17 protein-coding genes are annotated in these 19,460 nt (G+C 64.2%); 5 read left to right on the forward strand and 12 right to left on the reverse strand.

Annotated elements, in window-relative coordinates:
• Positions 1-22: 22 nt before the first annotated feature.
• Positions 23-790, forward strand: a complete 768-nt coding sequence (locus tag D1Y84_RS01815; RefSeq protein ID WP_124846985.1) for an MOSC domain-containing protein — start codon at positions 23-25, stop codon at positions 788-790.
• 30 nt (positions 791-820) lie between these two features.
• On the opposite strand, the gene D1Y84_RS01820 is transcribed toward D1Y84_RS01815, so the two are convergent.
• Positions 821-2,386: a S10 family peptidase gene (locus tag D1Y84_RS01820; RefSeq protein ID WP_233580969.1), complete on the reverse strand. Its 1,566-nt coding sequence runs from the start codon at positions 2,384-2,386 to the stop codon at positions 821-823.
• 201 nt (positions 2,387-2,587) lie between these two features.
• Between D1Y84_RS01820 and D1Y84_RS01825 the strand changes: the two genes are divergently transcribed.
• Positions 2,588-3,955 (forward strand): D-arabinono-1,4-lactone oxidase, encoded by a 1,368-nt coding sequence (locus D1Y84_RS01825; RefSeq protein ID WP_233580971.1) that lies wholly within the window; start codon positions 2,588-2,590, stop codon positions 3,953-3,955.
• Between the two features lie 54 nt (positions 3,956-4,009).
• On the opposite strand, the gene D1Y84_RS01830 is transcribed toward D1Y84_RS01825, so the two are convergent.
• The 6 genes from D1Y84_RS01830 to D1Y84_RS01855 form a co-directional block, all read right to left on the reverse strand.
• Entirely contained in the window at positions 4,010-5,137 is a 1,128-nt protein-coding gene (locus tag D1Y84_RS01830; RefSeq protein ID WP_158615262.1) for an acyltransferase, read from the reverse strand.
• Between the two features lie 63 nt (positions 5,138-5,200).
• On the reverse strand, positions 5,201-6,532 hold the full coding sequence (locus D1Y84_RS01835; RefSeq protein ID WP_124846988.1) for an MFS transporter: 1,332 nt from the start codon (positions 6,530-6,532) through the stop codon (positions 5,201-5,203).
• Positions 6,533-6,550: 18 nt separating this feature from the next.
• The gene (locus tag D1Y84_RS01840) at positions 6,551-8,140 is read right to left on the reverse strand and encodes a DHA2 family efflux MFS transporter permease subunit (protein ID WP_124846989.1); all 1,590 of its coding nucleotides are present in this window, start codon (positions 8,138-8,140) and stop codon (positions 6,551-6,553) included.
• Between the two features lie 271 nt (positions 8,141-8,411).
• A complete protein-coding gene (locus D1Y84_RS01845) occupies positions 8,412-9,119 on the reverse strand; it encodes a dienelactone hydrolase family protein (protein WP_124846990.1) in 708 nt (235 codons plus the stop codon).
• A 36-nt stretch (positions 9,120-9,155) separates the two neighbouring features.
• Positions 9,156-10,334 carry a VWA domain-containing protein gene (locus D1Y84_RS01850; RefSeq protein WP_124846991.1) on the reverse strand — a complete coding sequence of 393 codons (1,179 nt, stop codon included), beginning with the start codon at positions 10,332-10,334 and terminating at the stop codon, positions 9,156-9,158.
• Positions 10,327-10,557 carry a hypothetical protein gene (locus D1Y84_RS01855; RefSeq protein ID WP_124846992.1) on the reverse strand — a complete coding sequence of 77 codons (231 nt, stop codon included), beginning with the start codon at positions 10,555-10,557 and terminating at the stop codon, positions 10,327-10,329. The genes D1Y84_RS01850 and D1Y84_RS01855 overlap by 8 nt, the downstream gene beginning before the upstream one ends.
• Positions 10,558-10,618: 61 nt before the next feature.
• Between D1Y84_RS01855 and mtnA the strand changes: the two genes are divergently transcribed.
• The 3 genes from mtnA (at position 10,619) to D1Y84_RS01870 (ending at position 14,658) form a co-directional block, all read left to right on the forward strand.
• The gene (gene mtnA, locus D1Y84_RS01860; protein ID WP_124846993.1) at positions 10,619-11,719 is read left to right on the forward strand and encodes an S-methyl-5-thioribose-1-phosphate isomerase; all 1,101 of its coding nucleotides are present in this window, start codon (positions 10,619-10,621) and stop codon (positions 11,717-11,719) included.
• 260 nt (positions 11,720-11,979) lie between these two features.
• Positions 11,980-12,384: a large conductance mechanosensitive channel protein MscL gene (gene mscL / locus D1Y84_RS01865; RefSeq protein WP_124846994.1), complete on the forward strand. Its 405-nt coding sequence runs from the start codon at positions 11,980-11,982 to the stop codon at positions 12,382-12,384.
• A 99-nt stretch (positions 12,385-12,483) separates the two neighbouring features.
• Positions 12,484-14,658, forward strand: a complete 2,175-nt coding sequence (locus D1Y84_RS01870; RefSeq protein WP_370245689.1) for a M28 family metallopeptidase — start codon at positions 12,484-12,486, stop codon at positions 14,656-14,658.
• A gap of 38 nt (positions 14,659-14,696) precedes the next feature.
• Here the strand turns inward: D1Y84_RS01870 and D1Y84_RS01875 are convergent, their stop codons facing one another.
• The 5 genes from D1Y84_RS01875 to D1Y84_RS01895 are packed head-to-tail and all read right to left on the reverse strand — an operon-like array spanning position 14,697 to position 19,435.
• Positions 14,697-15,644, reverse strand: coding sequence for an ATP-binding protein (locus D1Y84_RS01875; protein WP_124846995.1), 948 nt, complete (start codon positions 15,642-15,644; stop codon positions 14,697-14,699).
• Between the two features lie 38 nt (positions 15,645-15,682).
• Positions 15,683-17,542 carry an ABC transporter ATP-binding protein gene (locus D1Y84_RS01880; protein ID WP_233580973.1) on the reverse strand — a complete coding sequence of 620 codons (1,860 nt, stop codon included), beginning with the start codon at positions 17,540-17,542 and terminating at the stop codon, positions 15,683-15,685.
• Positions 17,543-17,565: 23 nt separating this feature from the next.
• Positions 17,566-17,949 (reverse strand): hypothetical protein, encoded by a 384-nt coding sequence (locus D1Y84_RS01885; protein WP_124846997.1) that lies wholly within the window; start codon positions 17,947-17,949, stop codon positions 17,566-17,568.
• Positions 17,950-18,002: 53 nt separating this feature from the next.
• Complete coding sequence (locus D1Y84_RS01890) at positions 18,003-18,518, reverse strand: gluconokinase (protein WP_124846998.1); 516 nt, start codon at positions 18,516-18,518, stop codon at positions 18,003-18,005.
• Positions 18,515-19,435, reverse strand: coding sequence for an SCO family protein (locus D1Y84_RS01895; protein ID WP_233580979.1), 921 nt, complete (start codon positions 19,433-19,435; stop codon positions 18,515-18,517). The genes D1Y84_RS01890 and D1Y84_RS01895 overlap by 4 nt, the downstream gene beginning before the upstream one ends.
• Between the last annotated feature and the right edge of the window lie 25 nt (positions 19,436-19,460).

Consider the following 19,460-nt stretch of genomic DNA (forward strand, 5'->3'; position numbering starts at 1 on the left):
TATCTTCGGTCGAGGCAGCCGAATGACACCTGTAGGCCACGTAGAGAGCCTCTGGCGCTACCCCGTCAAAAGCATGCGCGGCGAGCAGTTGCAGGCAGCATTTGCAACAGTGCGCGGCATTTGCGGCGATCGCAGGTTTGCCATCAGCAGCTCAGCCGCGCCTGCGGTTCTGCCTTATCTGACCAGCCGCACGCAGGAACAGATGCTGCTCTACCGGCCCTTCTGGCCTGCGGGCTCGGAGCCCGAAACCTGGGACGTGGATGCTGCCAGACGCGCACTCCTGGTGGAAACACCAACGGGCGAGCAGCTTGCGCTTGATGATCCGCGGCTGTTGCAGATGCTGGGCGAGCAGCTCCGCGTTCCCACCACGCTTGCCGTGGTGGCCAGCGCGGCCGCGCTGACCGATGAACTTCCCTTGTCGTTGTTCTCCGTGCAAACCGCTCGTCAGCTCGAGCAGGAGATCGACACACCCGTGGATAAACGGCGCTTCCGCGCAAACGTGTATCTCGACCTTGCGAACGCGACAGGTTTTGCCGAGGACCACTTTGTAGGCCGTCGCCTGCAACTCGGCAGCGCCGGCCAGGGCCGGGACGCAACGGCGGTGATCGTCGAGGTGGTGCGGCGCGATCCCCGCTGCAAAATCATCACGCTCTCGCCGGATACAAGCGAAGCCTCGCCGCAAATTCTGCGCCACGTTGCCACCACGCACGAACGCTGCGCCGGGGTGTACGCCACGGTCGTGCAGGAGGGCTGGCTCCGGCAGGGCGATGCCGTGTTTCTCCTGGACTAACCCCGCGCAGCGCGAACAGGCATTCAGCCGCTACTGCGCCATGCCCCCGGCCTCGGTGCGTCGAATAAACGCGGCGACCCGGTCGTGCAACTGGTGCAACGAGTCCTGGTGCAGATACACCATGTGCCCCGACTCGTAAAAGTCATACTCGATGTTGCCGGCAAGCTTCTGCGGAATCGGCAGGTGATGCTCCTCGTACACCGCGGCATAGAACGGCGTTGCCAGGTCGTAGTAGCCGCCGTTCACCATCACCTGCATGCCGGGGTTCTGCTTCATCGCCAGCGCCAGGTCGGTCAGCACCTCGGTCGCGGTCGGCAGGCTGTCCTGCTGCGCTTTGCGGCTCCAGTCCCACTTGAAACCAGGCAGGGCATACGCCGAAGGCTTGAAGGTAAGTCCCTCGCCATACTTCAGCTCGTTGCGAACGTACGAGTTGAACACCGACACGTAGGCCGAGGAGACGGCAGAGCTTGCCGGGTCGTAGCCGGGCGTCTTTTCCAGCGGATCGAGCGTGGGGCTGGTGAAGCGCGTATCCAGCCGGCCGGTATGGTTCAACTCGCCACCAAGCAGCGTGTGCTCAAACTCGCCACCACTCACACGCAGGTTCGCCCGCAGCAGGTACTCCACCGGCAGGCCCGTATAGTCATGCAGCTTTTCGGCAGTGGCCTGCTTCTCAGCCGCCGGCAGCTCCGTGCCTTGCGCCAGCGCGTGGAGATAAGGCCCGGTGGCGAACGCTTCCACCTCCTTGAGAAACGGCTCCAGCGCCGCGGGTTGCTGGGCAAGCTTGTGATGGTACGCAGCGGTCGCGGCATACGTCGGCAGCGCCAGTGCGAAAGGCAGATCATTCCCAGGCGTCACCGTGTCGATATCCGTATCGAAGAACAGGATCTGCGAGAGCAGGATCACCCCGTTCAGCCCGATGTCCTTGCGATTGCACAGGACGTTGGCAAGCACCGCTGAACGGGTAGTGCCGTAACTCTCTCCGAACAGATACTTCGGCGAGTTCCAGCGGTCGTACTTACCCAGGAACCGCGCAATGAAGCGAGAGAATGCCTCGGCATCCTGGTCCACACCCCAAAAGGCTTTGCCGGGCTCTTTGCCCTGCAGCGTACCAAAGCCGGTGCCGGGCATGTCGATAAACACCACGTCGCTCACGTCCAGCAGGCTGTACGGGTTATCCGCCAGCTGGTACGGCGCGGCGCCGGTCGGCTTGTTGTCCGCACTCACCACGTGTTTCGGCCCGAGCGAGCCCATGTGCAGCCACATCGTTGAAGACCCGGGTCCGCCGTTGTAGAAAAACGTCACTGGCCGCGGCGCATGCGCACCAGCCACCGAGTAGTACACGTAACTCATCCGCGCCACCGGCGGATCCTTGTCCGGGTCCGTGTGCGTCTTGCCGTCCATCCACTTACCATCCAGCGTCAACATTGCGTCGTCCGCATCGCTCGCGCCCACGGGCAACGTACCCACCACGGCCTTGTAGGTAATGTGCTGCGCACCTGCATTCGTGGAGCCGGTGGTAGTGCTGTCCGGCGGCGCCATCCCGATGCCCGGCGACGGACCGTCGTCGGCATGCAGCCGCGGTATACAGGGATCCACCAGCAGGCAGCACAGGGAAACAAGCAGCGGGGCACTGAAACAAACAGGACGCAGAGGAACCTCCGGGAGCAGGACCAGTGGGAGTTAAGAGCACTGCTGGTGGGGAGAGAAACAAGGGCAGTGGTGAGCCCCAGCATAGCGCAGTCCGCACGCCGTGAACTGCGGAAAACGCCGCGCCGAACCGTGCCCACGGCGCGCCGCTTGCACGAAGCATTCGACCTGGAGTGCGCGCTGGAGGATGATGAAGACATCGTGATCAACCCTGACTCACACCCAGCCTCCAGCACCTCGCTTGCCCGCGTGAACTGGGCCGGTAACTACGCGTACCAGGCACAGGAACTACTCTCCCCCGCGACCGTGGAAGAGGTACAGCAGGCAGTGCGCAGCAGCACCGCACTGCGGGCACTCGGCTCCGGCCACTCGTTCAACAGCCTGGCCGACACCGGCGGTGCCCAGCTTTCGCTGCGCGCGCTCAACAGCATGGAGCTCGACCGCGAACGCCAGACGGTGCGGGTCGGCGGCGGTGTCACCTACGGGCAACTGGCGCCGTGGCTGGATGCGCAGGGGCTCGCGGTGCACAACCTCGCTTCCCTGCCGCACATCACGGTTGTCGGGGCCTGCGCCACCGGCACCCACGGGTCAGGCACCGGCAATGGCTGCCTGGCCACGGCCGTCACCGCCCTTGAGTCCGTCGACGGCAACGGCGAGATCCACACCGGCTCGCGCGCCGCTGATGGTGAGTCATTCGACGGCACTGTGGTCGCGCTCGGCGCACTCGGCGTGGTCACCGCCATCACGCTTGCCGTGCAACCTGCGTTCCAGGTCGCGCAGACCGTGTACCAGAATCTCGATTTCGACCGCCTCGCCGATGGCGTGGACGCGATCCTCGGCAGCGCCTACAGCGTCAGCCTCTTCACCGACTGGCAGCATCACCGCGCCACGCAGGTCTGGCACAAACAGCGCGTCGAACCCCGGGAACTCGCGAGCCAGGAACGCACCCCGCTTCCACAGCAGTTTCACGGCGCCCAACTGCAACAGGCAAAGCTCCACCCGCTGGGTGACCTGCCCGCCGAAAACTGCACGGCACAGTTCGGTGAGCACGGCCCCTGGTACGAGCGCTTGCCTCACTTCCGGCTCGACTTCACCCCGTCCAGCGGCGCCGAGCTGCAGACCGAATACTTTGTAGACCGGCGCGACGCATGGGCTGCGATCCAGGCAGTGGAGGAGCTGCGCGACAGCATCACGCCGCATCTGCTGGTATCAGAGTTGCGCGCCGTTGCCGCCGACTCGCTCTGGCTCAGCATGGCCTTCGAGCGCGACTCGCTTGCCATCCATTTCACCTGGAAGCCGCACGGCCCCGCCGTGGCAGCGCTTCTGCCCCGCATCGAGGCCAGGCTCGCACCGTTCCGCGCGCGTCCTCACTGGGCCAAGTTGTTTGCGATGGATGCCCGGTCGCTCCGCGCGCTGTATCCGCGCATGGATGACTTTCTCGCATTGCGATCCGCTTGCGACCCGCGCGGCGTGTTCTGGAACCAGTTCCTCGCGGAACACCTCACCGCCGCCCGCTAAGCTGCACCAGGGTAAGCGCCGCCGCGCCAGGGTTAAGCAGCGCCGCACCGGGCTTTAGTCAGCGTTGATCGGGGCCGGCACCGGCAGCTCGCCCACCTGCAGCGGCTCGGTGTGGCTCGCGGCCTCGTGCCTGCGCTCGCGCGTGCTTCGCGCCCGCAGGCGCAGCCACACCACCGGCCGCTCCACCAGGTAATACGACCCAAAGCCGGCAAGCAGCACTGCGACCAGGTCGGTGAGCGGGCTCCGCGTCCACCACGCGCCCCGCCACCCGTGGATCATCGCCGACTGGTACAGGTACAGGCTGTAGGAGGCGACTCCGAGCAGGGCAATTGGCGGAAAGTTCAGCACCCGGCCGACGAAGCTTGCCGGGTTGCGCGCTACCCAAACAATAAAGAACGCGATCAGCAGCGACTCCAGCGTGTAGCCGAAGGTGAAGGTGTACGCATTGCCCACTGCTACACGCAGCACCGGCGCAAGAATGCAGAAGAACACGGGCGCCAGCCACCACATCTTGCTGGCCCGTGCGTAGGCGCGTTCAAACCGGGGCATGCCCAGGCAGATGGCCGCCAGGCAGCCTGCGAACAGGCTGTCCATGCGGCCCGGCAGCACCGAACCCTGCTTGTGCGCCAGGATGGGCGAGTGCACCGCAAACATAGCCATGCGCAGCACCGGGCTCGCCAGGATCAACCCAAGTGACGCCCAGGCCGCCAGCCGCTTGCCGCCCCTTCGCAATGCCCAGATCAGCAGAAACGGCCACAGGAGGTAGAACTGCTCCTCCACCGCGAGCGACCACATATGCTCGGTCAAAAACGAGCTGACGCGCGGAAAGATGCCGCCCACAAACAGGCCCGCGCCCAGGATCGAAGACCACGGAACAGCTTTGCCGGCCACCTTGCACACCACCGCCGCCACGGCCAGGTACACGAACAGGGGCGGCAGAATGCGCGCCGCTCGCCGCCCAAAGAACCCGGCGAGCGAGATCGACCCCGTGCGTTCCTGCTCGCGCAGCAGCAGCGTCGTGATCAGGAAGCCGCTGAGGACGAAAAACACCTCCACGCCATCGGGTGCAAGCGCGGGAAAGTTGATCACGGTGAACCGCTGCTGGATGTGGCACAGGATTACGGTCGCCACCGCAAAGGCGCGGATGCCGTCAAGACTCGGGATGCGGTGGGATTGACTCACAGGCTGTTCCAATTGTAGAGAGTCCGCGGGAGATCGGCGTAGTGTCGTTTGTAACGTTTCGGCCTACTTGGCGGCTGCTTCCGCACCCGGTACCGCGTCGGCTGCCAGTGGCGTAAGGATCCCGAGCTGCTCGTAGATGGGCCGCATATCCTTGCGCACCGCCGGCATCTGCCGCAGAAACCAGAAAGCGCCGATGCAGCAGCACGCCCCGGTCAGTTGCACCGCGCGCGGCGCGCCCAGCGTATGCGCCAGCGTGCCGGCCAGCAGGCTGCCAAACGGCGCCATGCCTACAAACGCCATGGTGTAGTAGCTCATCACGCGGCCGCGCCGGTCTTCCGGCACCAGCGTCTGGATGATGGTGTTGCTGGCCGTCAGCCCCTGCATCATGCCCCAGCCCACCACCACCATCAGCAGCATCGACAGCCACATCACGTGCGAGAAGCCGAACGCCACCAGGCCCAGCCCGAACGTCGCCCCCGCAATCGGGATCATCTTGAGCAGCCCCTTGATGGAGCGGCGCAGCACCAGCGAAAACGCCGAAACCAGCGAGCCGATCCCGGCTGCGCCCATCAGGAAGCCCAGCGTGTGCGCGCCGCCATGCAGCACCTGCCCTGCGAACACCGGCATCAGCACCATGTACGGCCAGCCCATTAGGCTCACCACGGCAAACATCAGCAGGATCGTGCGAATAGGACGGAACGTCGAGACGTAGTCCCAGCCTTCGCGCATCTGGGCTAGCATGCCGGTTGTGGCCCGCGCCACCTTGGGCACGGAGATCCGCATCAGCAGCAGCGAGGCCACCACCGCGATATAGCTCAGGCCGTCCACCAGGAAGCACCAGCCTTCGCTCGACAGGCTGATCACGATGCCGGCGATCGACGGCCCCACCAGTCGCGCCACGTTCACCATCGACGAGTTGATCGCAATGGCATTTTGCAGGTCTTTGCGGTCGTCCACCATCTGCACCATGAACGACTGGCGCACCGGCATGTCAAAGGAGTTCACCACCCCCTGCAGCACAGAGAGCGCCACCACCTCATGGATGGTGATGCGGTGCGTCAGCGTCAGCCCCGCCAGCAGTAGCGACTGCACCATCGCCGCCAGCTGCGTTGCGATCAGCACCTTGCGGCGATCCATCCGGTCTACCAGCACGCCCGCGAATGGCGCAATCAGGAACGTCGGGATCTGCCCCGCGAAGCTCACGGTACCCAGCAGCAAGGCCGAGCCGGTCAGCCGGTACACCAGCCACGAGGTCGCGACCCGCGTCATCCAGGTGCCGATAAGCGAGATGCTCTGGCCAGAGAAGAACAGCCGGAAGTTGCGGCCGCGCAGCGCTCGCCAGGCGTGCGCGTACCGCCCCTCGGGCGCAGCCGGTATCAATGGAGCAGTCGCCATGCGTCTCTCTTGGAACGCCTAGTGCGCGGCCACGGGTTCACTCGCACCCGCGCGAGGATTGTTCTTCTGCAACAGGAACGCCAGCAGCACCATGCAGCACGATGCAGCGAACAGGATCCAGAACACGTCCACGTACGCGAGCGTCACCGACTGCGACTGCAGGTTGTTCAGAATCTGTCCATTCGCCAGGTGCTGCGAGTTCGCAGCGCCCATCTTGGTCGTGAACGTGCCCTGGTAGCGCCCAAGCTGCTGCTGATAGTTACTGCTCGATGGCGAGACGTACTTCATCAGCTGGTCCTGGTGGAACTGGCCGCGTTCGGTCACCGCGGCATTGGTCAGCGCGATCAGGATCGAGCCGCCGATGTTGCGCACGAAGTTGATAAGTCCGGAAATCTGGTTCGACTTGGAACGAGGCAGCCCGAAATATACCGCGGTTGTAATCGCGATAAACACCAGCGGAATCGAACCGATCTGCACCACGCGCAACCATTCCGCTGTGTGGAACGACATGCCCAGGTTCAGCTTGGTCGCAGTCAGCCAGTACGCCAGGGCCAGCACCGCAAACCCGAACGCGATGATGTTCCTCGCTGGGAACCGCGTGACCGCCTGCCCGGCCAACGGCATGACGAACAGCAGCGCCACGCCGCCGCCGGCGAGCGAGAGGCCGGCGATCGTAGCCGTGTAGCCCAGCTGCGCCTGCAGGAACTGCGGCTGCAGCACGGTGGTCGCGTTCAGCAGGCCGCCGGTCAGCAGCATCAGGAAGCAACAGGTGGCGAAGTTTCGGTTCTTGAACAGCCGCAGTTCCATCAGCGGCGTCTTGGCACCCCACCACTGCCAGATGAACAGCAGAGTGATAGTGACGGCAAACGTAATGCCGAAGAACAGGATAAAGTGCGAACCGAACCAGTCCTTCTCCTCGCCCTTGTCCAGCATGACCTGCAGCGAGCCCATCGAAAGCACCAGCAGCGCCACGCCGATGTAGTCGACCTTGAAGAAGTTCTTGAGGTCGGACTGGCTCCACGGTGGATCCTCTACCAGCCGGCCAGTAAGAATGAACGCAAGAATACCCACGGGCAGATTGATGTAGAAGATCCATCGCCAGCTGTAGCTGTCGGTCAGCCACCCGCCGATCACCGGCCCGATCGAAGGCGCCAATACGGCAACCAGTCCGTACAGGGCAAAGGCAAGCCCGCGCAGTCTAGGCTCAAATGAATCCGCCATGATGGCCTGCGCCATGGGCTGCAGACCACCGCCGCCAGCGCCCTGGAAGACGCGGAAGATCAGCAGCAGGGGCAGTGACGGCGCAATCCCGCAGAGCAGCGACGAGACCGTGAAGACCACGATGCAGCACATGAAGAAGCGCTTGCGCCCCAGCACACTCGACGCCCAGCCGCCCATCGGCAGCACAATCGCGTTGGCGACGAGGTACGAAGTCAGCACCCAGGTGCTTTCGTCGTTGCTGGCGCCCAGCGATCCGCCGATGTACGGCAACGCCACGTTCGCAATCGAGGTGTCCAGCACCTCCATGAACGCGGCAAGCGCAACGGTCGCGGCAATCAGCCATGGGTTGACCTTGGGTCGCCATTTTGCGTCGTACTCACCTGCCATCTACACCTCTGCGCACCCTCACTGCGGGCGCGGTCTAGCCCTCTAGATGCTCGCGCTACGGGAACGACGCGGAAACTTCGCGCTGGGCAGCGACACTCCTGTCATTCGGTGTGCCCGCTCAATCCCTCATGCCGGGCTCCGCAATCAGCCTTCAGCGGAGGTTTGGCTACCGGTAAGTCGCCGTGCGCCATATGTTTGCGGCGCAACGGGCCGCCGCAACGAAGCACGTGGGGCTGCTCTGGAACACCCCCACGACAGCACTACCCAGGCCTTAAAGCCCCGCCTTGCCGGAGTTGTCGATTGCGCCGCCCAGGTGCTCGTCCAGGAACGCCATCGTCCGCGCACGCGCTTCATTTGCCGCGGCCTCGTTGTAGCTCCCGCGTTCGTCGCAGTTGAAGCCGTGCCCTGCTTCATACAGGTAGACCGGCACGGCAGGATGCGCCACCCGGATCGCTTCCACGCCGGTCTGCGGAATGTGGTCGTCCTGCAGGCCAAAGTGCAGCATCACGGGTGCCTGGGGTTGCAGCTCATTGCGCTCCGCGATCAGCCCTCCGTAGTACCCCACGGCCGCACTCACCGGCAGCTCGGCGGCTGCCACCCATGCCAGGGAGCCGCCCAGGCAAAAGCCCACGACGCCCACCTTGGTCTTGTATTCGTCGCGTGCGTACTCCACGGCTGCCCGGGTGTCAGCTACCGCAAGGTCGAAGTCAAGCTGTCCATAGATCGCCATGCCCCGCTGCGAACCTTCGCTCGTGTACTCAGCCTCGAAGCCACGCTCATAGCGATCAAACAACGCGGGGGCGATGGCCAGGTAGCCTTCCGCGGCATACCGGTCGGCAACCGAGCGGATGTGATGGTTGACGCCGTAGATCTCCTGCAGGATCACCACCGCAGCCTTGGGAGTTCCCTCCGGACTGGCTACATACGCATCCAGGGTGTGTCCATCCGCCGCCTGCAACTTCGCTGTTTCACTCGACATGTAGGTCCTTCTTCGGGTTTGCCTGTCGCATACGCATCAGGGCTTTGAGCTGCCTTCGCCGGAAGGCGCGGCACCGGACCAGTAGTCTGTTCGCGCCACCACCTGCCCGGCCACGCCACCCTTCAACTCTACCTGCAGCTTGTGAATGCCGGGCGCGGGGTCGGTCGGGTGGAACGACAGCATGTAGCGGTTGCGCGCATGGCTGGCCAGCTCCGATACCCGGTCCTCAAAGCCACGCTCGCCTGTAAAGCTCATCGATTCCCCGCCGCTCATCACCGCCAGCGACTTCGCGGCATTGCTCTTCATCGCGTTAAAGGCCAGCTGCGCCAGGTATACCGGGTTCATAAACTGTCCCGCGCCAGGATGCATCAGCGCATCCAGGGCATCGGCCTTTGCCGGCGACCATGTAAGGTTCAGCACCAGCGTATTGCTGGTCCCGATCCGCTCCACCAGTTGCTGGGCGCTCACCTGCTTGCTGCCGTGGTCGCGCGACTCGCTCACTAGCAGCAGGATCCTGCGGCGGTCCGCCGGCCGCTTTTCCAGCAGGTCGATCGAGAACGCCGCGGCATCCAGCAGCGCGGCCCCGCCATCGCCCGGCTCCAGCTGGTCCAGGTCGTTCTGCAGCAGGTCCGTGTCCTTGGTCCAGAACTCCTGGTAGTTGATCTGCGAATCGAACTCCACCAGCGCGACCTCGCCATTGCCGTTGCCCAGGAAGAGGCTCACTAGCGGCGCCAGCCGCACAAACTTCTCAAACTGCATCCCGCTGGAACGCCCCTTCTCCACGCACACCACGAGCGAAACCGGCGTCGTGTCCAGGTCTTCATCCACGCGGATCTTCTGCGGCACCCCGTTATCAGTCAGCGTGAACGCATCCGCACCCAGCCCGTAAACCACTGAGCCATCCCTGGCCGCTACCAGGGTGGGCACCAGCACCAGCTCGGTGGAAACACGCAGGGTCGTGGTCGCGTCGCCTGCCTGCGGCGCTGCCACGCCGGATTGAGCAGACACGGCAGGCTCGGGCTGCACCGGCACACCACTTGAGGCTGCGCCCTGTGCCGGCTGGGTGGCCGGGGCTTGCGCCCCTGAGGGCAGAGTCACGCCACACAGGATCGCCGTCAGCAACCACCCGACGGCAGCCACACGCCTTGCCCGCTCGCCGGCGGACGATGGTTGTGCTTGCTCTTCGCGGTGCTTCAGCATCCAGTCCTTAAGCATCCTGCTCCACCTTTTTCCCGGCTTCCATCTCGCCGGTCCAGCGAAGAAAGCTGAGCAGTTGCCGGCGCTCGCGCCAGGTAAACCCCACCACGTCGCGCGCGGTCAGCGTCTCGGCATGCATGCCTGAGTAGGTCTCGATGCGCCATCGAATATAGGGGCTTTGCCACGGTCGCAGGCGGTAACCACGCGTCGCATTCCAGATAAAGCGCACCCCTGCCAGCATGCAGCCAGTATAACGGGCCTCCCCCGGGGCGAAGGCCGCCGCAACCGGTAAACTGGAAGCGATGATTCCTACACTTGAATGGACCGATGCCGGTGTTCGCTTCCTCGACCAGACCAAGCTGCCGCTTGAGGAAACCTACGTCCTTGCCACCACCTACCAGCAGGTAGCCGACGTGATCTTCACCATGGTGGTGCGCGGCGCACCGGCCATCGGCGTTTCCGCAGCCATGGGCGTCGCGCTCGGCGTCGAGCGAAGCCATGCCCAGGACCTCGCGGCGCTCCGGCCGGAGTTTGAAACCATCTGCCGGACGCTTGCTGCGACCCGTCCCACCGCCGTGAACCTGTTCTGGGCCATTGCGCGCATGCGCGACCGCTTCGAGGCGCTTGCGGCAGAGCCGGGCGCCACCCTCGCCAGCATTCGCAGCGGCCTCACCCATGAAGCCCGGCAGATGTACACCGAAGACATTGCCGCCTGCGAAACCATGGGAGCTTTCGGCGGCCCCTTGCTGCCGAAGCAGGGCGGCGTACTGACCCACTGCAACGCCGGCGCACTCGCCACCTGCGGCTACGGCACCGCGCTCGGGGTGATCCGTTCCGCAGTCACTGCCGGCTCCACGCTGCGCGTGTATGCCGATGAAACCCGTCCCTTCCTGCAGGGTGCACGCCTCACCGCGTGGGAGATGATGCACGACGGCATCCCCACCACCGTGCTCTGCGACAACATGGCCGCAACGCTGATGCGTCAGGGCAAGATCCAGGCCGTGATCGTCGGCGCCGATCGTATCGCCGCCAATGGCGACGTGGCCAACAAGGTCGGCACCTACGGCGTGGCCATTCTCGCCAAGGAACACGGCATTCCGTTTTACGTCGCCGCACCCTGGTCCACCGTCGATACCGCCACCGCAACGGGCGATCAGATCGAGATCGAGCAGCGCCATGCCATCGAGGTCACCCACCATGCGGGCACGCAGCTCACGCCGCACAACGTGGATATTGAGAATCCCGCGTTCGATGTCACGCCTGCTAAATATGTAACAGCCATCATTACTGAACGCGGCATCATCCACGCTCCCTCGATCGCCTCCATGGCAGCCATGGAAAAAGCGGAAAAGACGGAACAAGGCGCGTCCGCGCTGCCCGTGTCTTCTCCCCAGCCCGCGTAACACCCGCCAGTCACCACCTTCAACCATCTTTCAGTCACAGCAACTTAGCCGATCAGCCTGGCGATCTCCACGCCTTCCCTGGTCGGCTGTGTCTGAAAGCCCTCCGCTTCGCGCAGCTCCGACCCTATGACGCGCATGTTTCCAGCCCATCCGGTGTTCTCCTTGCAGTCCGTTCAGGACGCAGGTACAGTGGCGGACAGTCAGGAGCGGGGCAACCCGCCGGACTTTCGGCTGCGGCCAGATCTATCCAGGAGTTACCGATGTTAAAAGGTTTTCGCGATTTCATCCTGCGTGGCAACGTAGTCGACTTGGCAGTTGCAGTCGTCATCGGTGCGGCGTTCACCGGCATTGTGGGTTCACTGGTCAAGGACATCATCACGCCCCTGATCGCGGCCATCGTGCGCCAGCCCGACTTCTCGTCCCTCGTGCTGACCGTGCACGGCGGCAAAGTCACCTATGGCAACTTCCTCAATGCCACCATCAACTTCCTGCTGGTCGCCTTCGCGATGTACTTCTTCGTCGTGCTGCCGCTCAACACCCTGCTCAAGCGCCTGCACCGCGAAACACCGGTTGTGCCCACCACAAAGATCTGCCCGGAGTGCCTCAGCGAGATCCCGCTTGCCGCGCGCCGCTGCTCTCACTGCGCCCAGCCCGTGGCCGCTTAACACCACGCACATCGGCTCGAGCGCATAGCATTTCCCATCGCCGGAGCGCACGGTACACTCGTTTCATTCCCTGCTGATTGCCCGCCCAGGAGTGTACCGTTGCCGCTACGACTCGCCATTGTTCTCTTTCCCGCTGCCGCTGTCGCACTCTCGCTCGCTGCCATCTCTCCCTCGCAGACCAGCATGCCCGCCGCGCCGCAAACGGTCTTCGGCTTCCATGACTTCGCAGCCCAGCAGGCGAAATGGGATCGAGACTTCCTCGCGGTGCCCGATGCGAAGCTCGCCGGTGAAGCGCTCAAGACCCTCACTGCCGAGCCCCACGTCGCCGGTTCACCTGAGGACTACAAGACCGCGCAGTATGTCGCGGCAAAGTTCAAGGCGGCGGGTCTCGACACCGAGGTCGTCAAGTACACGGCCTGGCTCAACCATCCGGGCGAGCAGCATCTCACCGTGCTGGGCAAAGACGGCAAGGTCCTGCTGCAGGGTCCAACCCCCGAACACGTTTCGAGCGACCCTTTCCAGGATGATCCACGCGTCCTGCCCGGCTTCAATAGTTCCTCGGCCTCGGGTGATGTCACGGCACCGGTCGTGTACGCAAACTACGGCACACCAGCCGACTTCGCACGCCTCGACGAGCTGGGTATTTCCGTCAGGGGCAAGCTGGTGCTGGTCCGCTACGGCACCAACTATCGCGGCGTCAAGGCCTTTGTCGCGCAGGAGCATGGCGCCGCCGGCGTGCTGATCTACTCGGACCCCGCGGACGACGGCTACGCCCGCGGTGACAAGTACCCCGATGGCCCGTACCGCCCGGACACCGGCGTGCAGCGCGGTTCCATCCAGTACATGTTCCAGTACCCGGGCGATGTCACCACGCCTGGCGTCGCCTCCACACCGGACCTGCCGGAGTCGAAGCGCGTCGCTCCCGATAAGGCCACCAGCCAGCCGCACATCATGTCGCTGCCCATCTCCTACCATGACGCCGAGCCGATCCTCAGCCATCTCGGCGGTCCCGGCGCGCCGTCCGGCTTCCAGGGCGCGCTGCCCTTTCACTATCACGTGGGCGGCACGGCTGATGTCACCGTGCACCTCGAGCTCAAGGAAGACTACGCGTACCGCACCATCTGGGACGTGATCGGGCGCATCCCCGGCACGGATGACAGCACGAGCTGGGTGGTCGCGGGCAATCATCGCGATGCCTGGACCTATGGCGCGGTCGACCCCAACAGCGGCACAGCCGCCATGCTCGAGTCCGTGCACGGCATCGGCACGCTTCTGAAAGAGGGCTGGAAACCGAAGCGCACCGTGATCTTCGCGAGCTGGGATGCCGAGGAAGAAGGCCTGATCGGCTCGACCGAATGGGCCGAGCAGCATTCCGAGGAACTGAAACAGGCAGCGGCCTACTTCAACATGGATGTAGGTGTCTCTGGGCCGGAGTTCGACTCATCCGCCGTGCCCTCGCTCAAGGACTTTGTGCGGGAAGTCACCCGCGAAGTGCCAAGCCCCAAGGGCGGCAGCGTCTACGATGCGTGGTCCGACGCGCAGAAGCATGACCGCGGCCGGCACGCCAACAACGGCTTCAACGAGCAGCGCCCCGGCGCAGCCAGGAGCATGGATGCCGTACACATCGGCGACCTCGGCTCAGGCTCTGACTACACGCCGTTCCTGCAGCACCTCGGCGTCCCAGCGACAGACATCGGCTCCGATGGACCATACGGGGTCTACCACTCGGTTTTCGACAACTACGCATGGTTCACCAGGTTCGCCGATCCAACATTTGTGTACGAGCAGCAGCAGGCCCGCGTCTTCGGGCTCGAGGTCTTGCACATGGCCGATGCCGACGTGCTGCCGTATGACTACGTGACCTACGCGCGCGAAATCCAGGAGTATCTCGCCGCGGCAAAGACCCGGTCACAGGACCTCGGCCTCGCACTCGACACCGCCGCGGCCGATGCAGCAGCCCAGAAGATGCTCACCGCCGCCGATGCTGCCCATGCAAAACAGGCCAGTGCTCCCGCAAACGGCAACGCCGCGCTCAACACGGCACTGCGCGCCGCGGAAGCAGACCTGCTCTCGGCCCGAGGTCTGCCGAATCGCGACTGGTACAAGCACACCATCTACGCGCCGGGGCAGTACACCGGCTACGCGGCAGTGGTGATCCCCGGCGTCAACGAGGCTCTCGACGCGAAGCAGGCCCGGGTCGCACAGGAACAGCTCGACATCATCACCGGGGCACTCAACCGGTGCGCCGCCACGCTTGAAGCTGCCGCGCGCTAACGGTAAGTGCGAACGCTGCGTTCCCGCAGCGTTCGCACTTACCCCACGATAACCCGGCCGATTGCCGTATCGAGAATCTCCGGGTTGATCACGAGTCGACCGCTCTGGCGTGTCCGTCGACGGAACAAGGCCGTGGTCTCGCACAACACCACGATGTCCTCGATCTCGGCCGGGTTCATCGCGCCTTCGAGAATGCGCCCGCAAAACTCCTGTTCGGTGATCCCTTCGAGCACAAAGCCCCTTCGCCGCGCCTCGCCCAGGTAAAACTCTGCCACGGCCGCAAACATGCGCTGTGCATCCTCCGGAATCTCGCGGCGATCTGTCTCCAGCACCTCCGCGCCCGGCAGCACCAGCTTGATACCGAAGCTGTTATCGAGATCCGAATCAGGCACAAACGTAGTGGCAGTTGCTATCACCAGCACATTCGCGCGCTCGGACGTGCTCTCGATCAACGCATCCAGCTCCGCCAGCACCTCGGGGTCGCTCTCCTTGTACGCAAGGTCGATGCGGGGCAGCAGCAGCATGATCTTCTGCCACTTGTAACTGCGCACCAGGCTTTTTGCCTGCGCCAGCGCGTCGGAGTCACGCGGGTTGTACACCGTGACCAGCCGCTCCATGCCCGTGAGCTTCGCGATCTTCTGCGCTAAAGATTTCTTGCCGCTCTGGTGCGGCCCGATGATCAGGACCTCGTTGCCGATCTTGAGGTCTTCGTAGACCTCCGGATGCCGTGCCCGGTCCACGAGATCTTCAATCGACTGGAGCAGCTCGTTCATGCCCGCAAGCCGCGGCTGCAGCGCTTCCACCGGCTCATCTTCCAGCGAAAGGTCGATGCGTTCGCGGCGCTTGCGGCGCTCCGTCATGAACTCGATAAAGGAAGGTAACGCGCCCACCGAACCCACCACAGTGGCAAACACCAGCAACTGCTCCGTGATCAGCAGCGCCGCGTCGGAACCGGTAAGCGGGTTGAACACCATGTTGAAGAGCATACCGTTGAAGTGCAGAACAAGGTGCCGGACGACGCGATCTAGCTGACAACCTCGACATCGCCTTCGCCGGGCGCGAGAAACAGGTTCTCTTCAATGCCGTGCTGCCGGGTGTACAGGTCGTAGTAGCGGCCGCCCAGCGCATACAGCGAGTCATGCGTGCCGCGCTCCACGATCTGGCCGCCTTCAACCACCAGGATCTGGTCCGCCTTGCGAATCGTCGACAGGCGATGCGCAATCACAAACGTCGTGCGTCCCTGCATCAGCGTGTTCAGCCCGTGCTGGATCATCGCCTCGCTCTCCGAATCAAGTGACGAAGTCGCCTCGTCCAGGATCAGCAGGCGCGGATTGGCCAGCAGGGCACGTGCGATCGAAAGCCTCTGCCGCTGTCCGCCTGACAGCTTCACCCCGCGCTCGCCCACGATCGTGGCGTACCCCTCGTCGAAGCGTTCGGCAAACTCGTCCACGCGCGCAATGCGGCAGGCATGCAGAAACGCTTCCTCTGAAGCACTCGGCAACGAGAACACAATGTTGTCTCGAATCGATCCATCGAACAGGAACGACTCCTGCAACACCACGCCGAGCTGCGAGCGATAGCTCGCGAGGTCCACCGCGGCAAGGTCATACCCATCCACCAGGATCTCGCCGGAGGTAGCGTTGTGGAAGCCGCAGATCAGCGAGATGATCGTGCTCTTGCCCGAGCCGGACGAGCCCACCAGCGCCGTGACCGTGCCCGGCGCGGCAGCGAACGAGATGCCGTGCAGCACAGGCTTGTCCTCGTCATACGCAAAGCGCACGTCGCGAAACTCCACCTGCCCGGCAAGCGGCGGGATCTGGATCTTGCGGTTGGGGTCGCCAAACTCTTCCCGCTCGCTCAGCACTTCCATCGTGCGATCGAGCCCGGCCATGGCTTCCGTTAACTGCGTGCCCACGTTCACCACCTGGAAGATCGGCGCGATCATGAACGCGAGCACAGCCGTGTACTGGAAGTAGCCGCCCGGCGTCAGCCGGGCGCCCAGCACCTCCTGCCCACCGAAGAACATCACCAGTCCGCCCACGATCCCGAGGATCGCCGTTGCCGAAAGCGACAGCAGGCTCGTCGCCGTCAACGAAGAGATCACGTTGTTCAGCAAACGGTGCACGCCGCCTGAAAAGATCTCGGCCTCGCGCTGCTCGGCATGGTACCCCTTCACCACGCGCACGCCGCCAAGCGACTCGGTCAGACGCCCCGTCACCTCGGCGTTGATCTTGCCGCGCTCGCGAAAGATCGGGCGAATCGTCTTAAACGCCTTCTGCAGGATGAACACAAACACCAGCAGTACCGCGAACAGCACCACCGTCATCCGCGGGCTGGCCTTGACCAGGATGCCGAAAGCCACGATCGCCGTGATGATGCCGCCCACAAACTCGATCAACCCCGTGCCCACCAGGTTCCGGATTCCCTCGACGTCGGTCATGATGCGCGACACCAGCACGCCGGTCCGGTTGGCATCGTAGAACGACACGGGCAAACGCCCGATGTGCTGCTGCACCTGTTCGCGCAGTTCCGTGATCATGCGCTGCGCGGCCTTGGACAGGAGCTGTGTGAGCGCGTACGAACTGCTCGCCTGGATCGTGGTCGCCACAAACACCACCAGCACCAGCGGCAGCAAAAGCTGTGGCTTATGCGGCGCAAACACGCCATCCAGCAGGAACTTCGTCACGTACGGCAGCACCAGCCCCGCGGCGCTCTTGATAAACACCAGCAGCAGGCCAAACAGCAGCAGGAAGCGGCGCGGGCGCACCAGCTTCCACACCTCCGGCAGCACGCGCTTGAAGTCTGTCTTCTTTTTCGGCTGGTCGCCGGCAGCGGCGCGCACGGCGCCGCGCGTCGACGAGCCGCGCTCTGCGTTTAACGGCATCGCGGAGCCACCACGCATGCTACTCAAGCGCTAAGCGCGCGCGCACGGCGCACCTGAATGAAGTTGCGCACGCACAGCACGGTAAAGATCAGCAGCAGCACCGACATCGCCGCCTTCTCTTCCACCGCGATCGGCAGCTTGAACTGCACACCCTGCTTCATGCGGATGTAGTCGGCAATCGATTTCGCGGTACCAAGAAAGCCGAGCAGTCCGAGAGTCACGGCAATATGCATCGCCAGCGCACGCTGCTTCAGGTCGGTCGTGCGTGCAAAATAGCCGCACAAGCCCAGAAAAACGCCAAAATACGCGGGAATAAGCGAGGTGGGAAACTTGCTGCCGGTGCCCATGTACGAGAGCACGCCCAGCAGAATCAGGATGATACCGAAGAGAATGGTGAGCCGTGCCATGATCGTGAACGCTCCACTCCCATCTTACCGGGTCCGCCGCTGGTGTCGGGCAGCTACTTCTCGGGAGTTGGTGCCGGCACAACGCCCAGCCGCTGCGCAATCTCCGCCGCCGAGGCCGCCGCGGTCGAAGCCGCCGACACATGCAGCGCATCCTCCGGCACCTCCAGCGTCGCTAACTGGCTGTCCAGCAGCGCCGGATTCATGAAGTGCCCGGGCCTGTGCTCCAGCCGCTGCTCCAGCAGTTGCTTCGGCGCTTCCAGCAGTGCGAACCGGACCGTGCCCGGCGCAAACCCTTCCACCAGCGTGTCCCGGTAGCTCTGCTTCAGCGCCGAGCAGGTCATGATGCCGCTCTTGCCCGCCGCCACCCAGCCGGCAAGCACCGCATGGAGGCTGGCCAGCCACGGCGCGCGATCCCCGTCGGTCAGCGGCACCCCGGCGCGCATCTTGTTCTTGTTCGCCTCGCTGTGAAAGTCGTCGCCCTCGGCAAACTCCCACCCGGTGAGCTTGCGCAGCGCCAGCCCCACCGTAGACTTGCCCGTCCCGGTCACGCCCATCAGGATCACGATCATGCAGCGCTCCCGGCCGTGGCCGGCTGCAGGGCCCGCTTCACGTCCGCCAGCACGGCAGCACTGGTCCAGTCATTGCCGCCATACCACTTCAGGATCCGCCCATCCGGCCCGATCTCCACCGTCGACAGCGTGTGCGTCAGCGTGCCGCCGGGCGCGGGCACGGAGCCCACGTCGAAGAAGTCCAGCACCCGCGCCAGCTCCGCCTCCGGAGGCGCCGCAAAGGTCCAGTGCGCAAAGGTCTCATTCACGTAGTTGCCCGTGTATGCCCCACCATACGAGCGCAGGGCAGCCGGGGTATCGCGCGCCGGGTCGAAGGAAACGGTCAGCAGGTGGGTCGCCGCGTAAAGGGGCCCGGTCGCCGCAAGGCTCTTGTCGATCTCCGCAAAGTTCCGGCTCATGCGCGGGCAGTAGTCCGAAAGCGGGCAGTGCGTGTACACAAACGTCACCAGCAGCAGCTTGCCGTGGAAGTCGCTCAGGTGCACCGTTTTGGCGTCCTGGTCCAGAAACGCAAAATCAGGAACTGCCTCCCCGGGCACCAGCGGCTTCATCAGCGACTGCGGCACGGGGTCGCGCACTTCCTTGGAGCTGTCCGTGATGCGTACCTGGTCGAGCGTAGTGCCGTCGCCCGTCACATCCAGCACGCCCGAGATCCGGTCGCCCTGGTGCACCTGCTTCAAAACCGCGGCGTCCGCAACGCGGTACGGCATGGTCATCGCGTCCATAAACCCCGGGATCGCCGCCGCGTCCAACTCGATCTCCCCGGAAGCAAGGTTCTCGCCCACGACTCTCCCAGAGATCGGGTAGTGCCGAACCGGCCCTGCGTCGGCACGCGGCGCACCCGTCTGGCGGCAGCCGTTCGAGGCCAACATCGTGCAGGCAAGGGCGAAAACGGAGAAGGAGCGCGCAAAGGTAGCCACGGTCCCAGTTTATACGTCGGCCCCG

The organism is Acidipila sp. EB88 (assembly GCF_003858395.1).
Taxonomy (GTDB): domain Bacteria; phylum Acidobacteriota; class Terriglobia; order Terriglobales; family Acidobacteriaceae; genus EB88.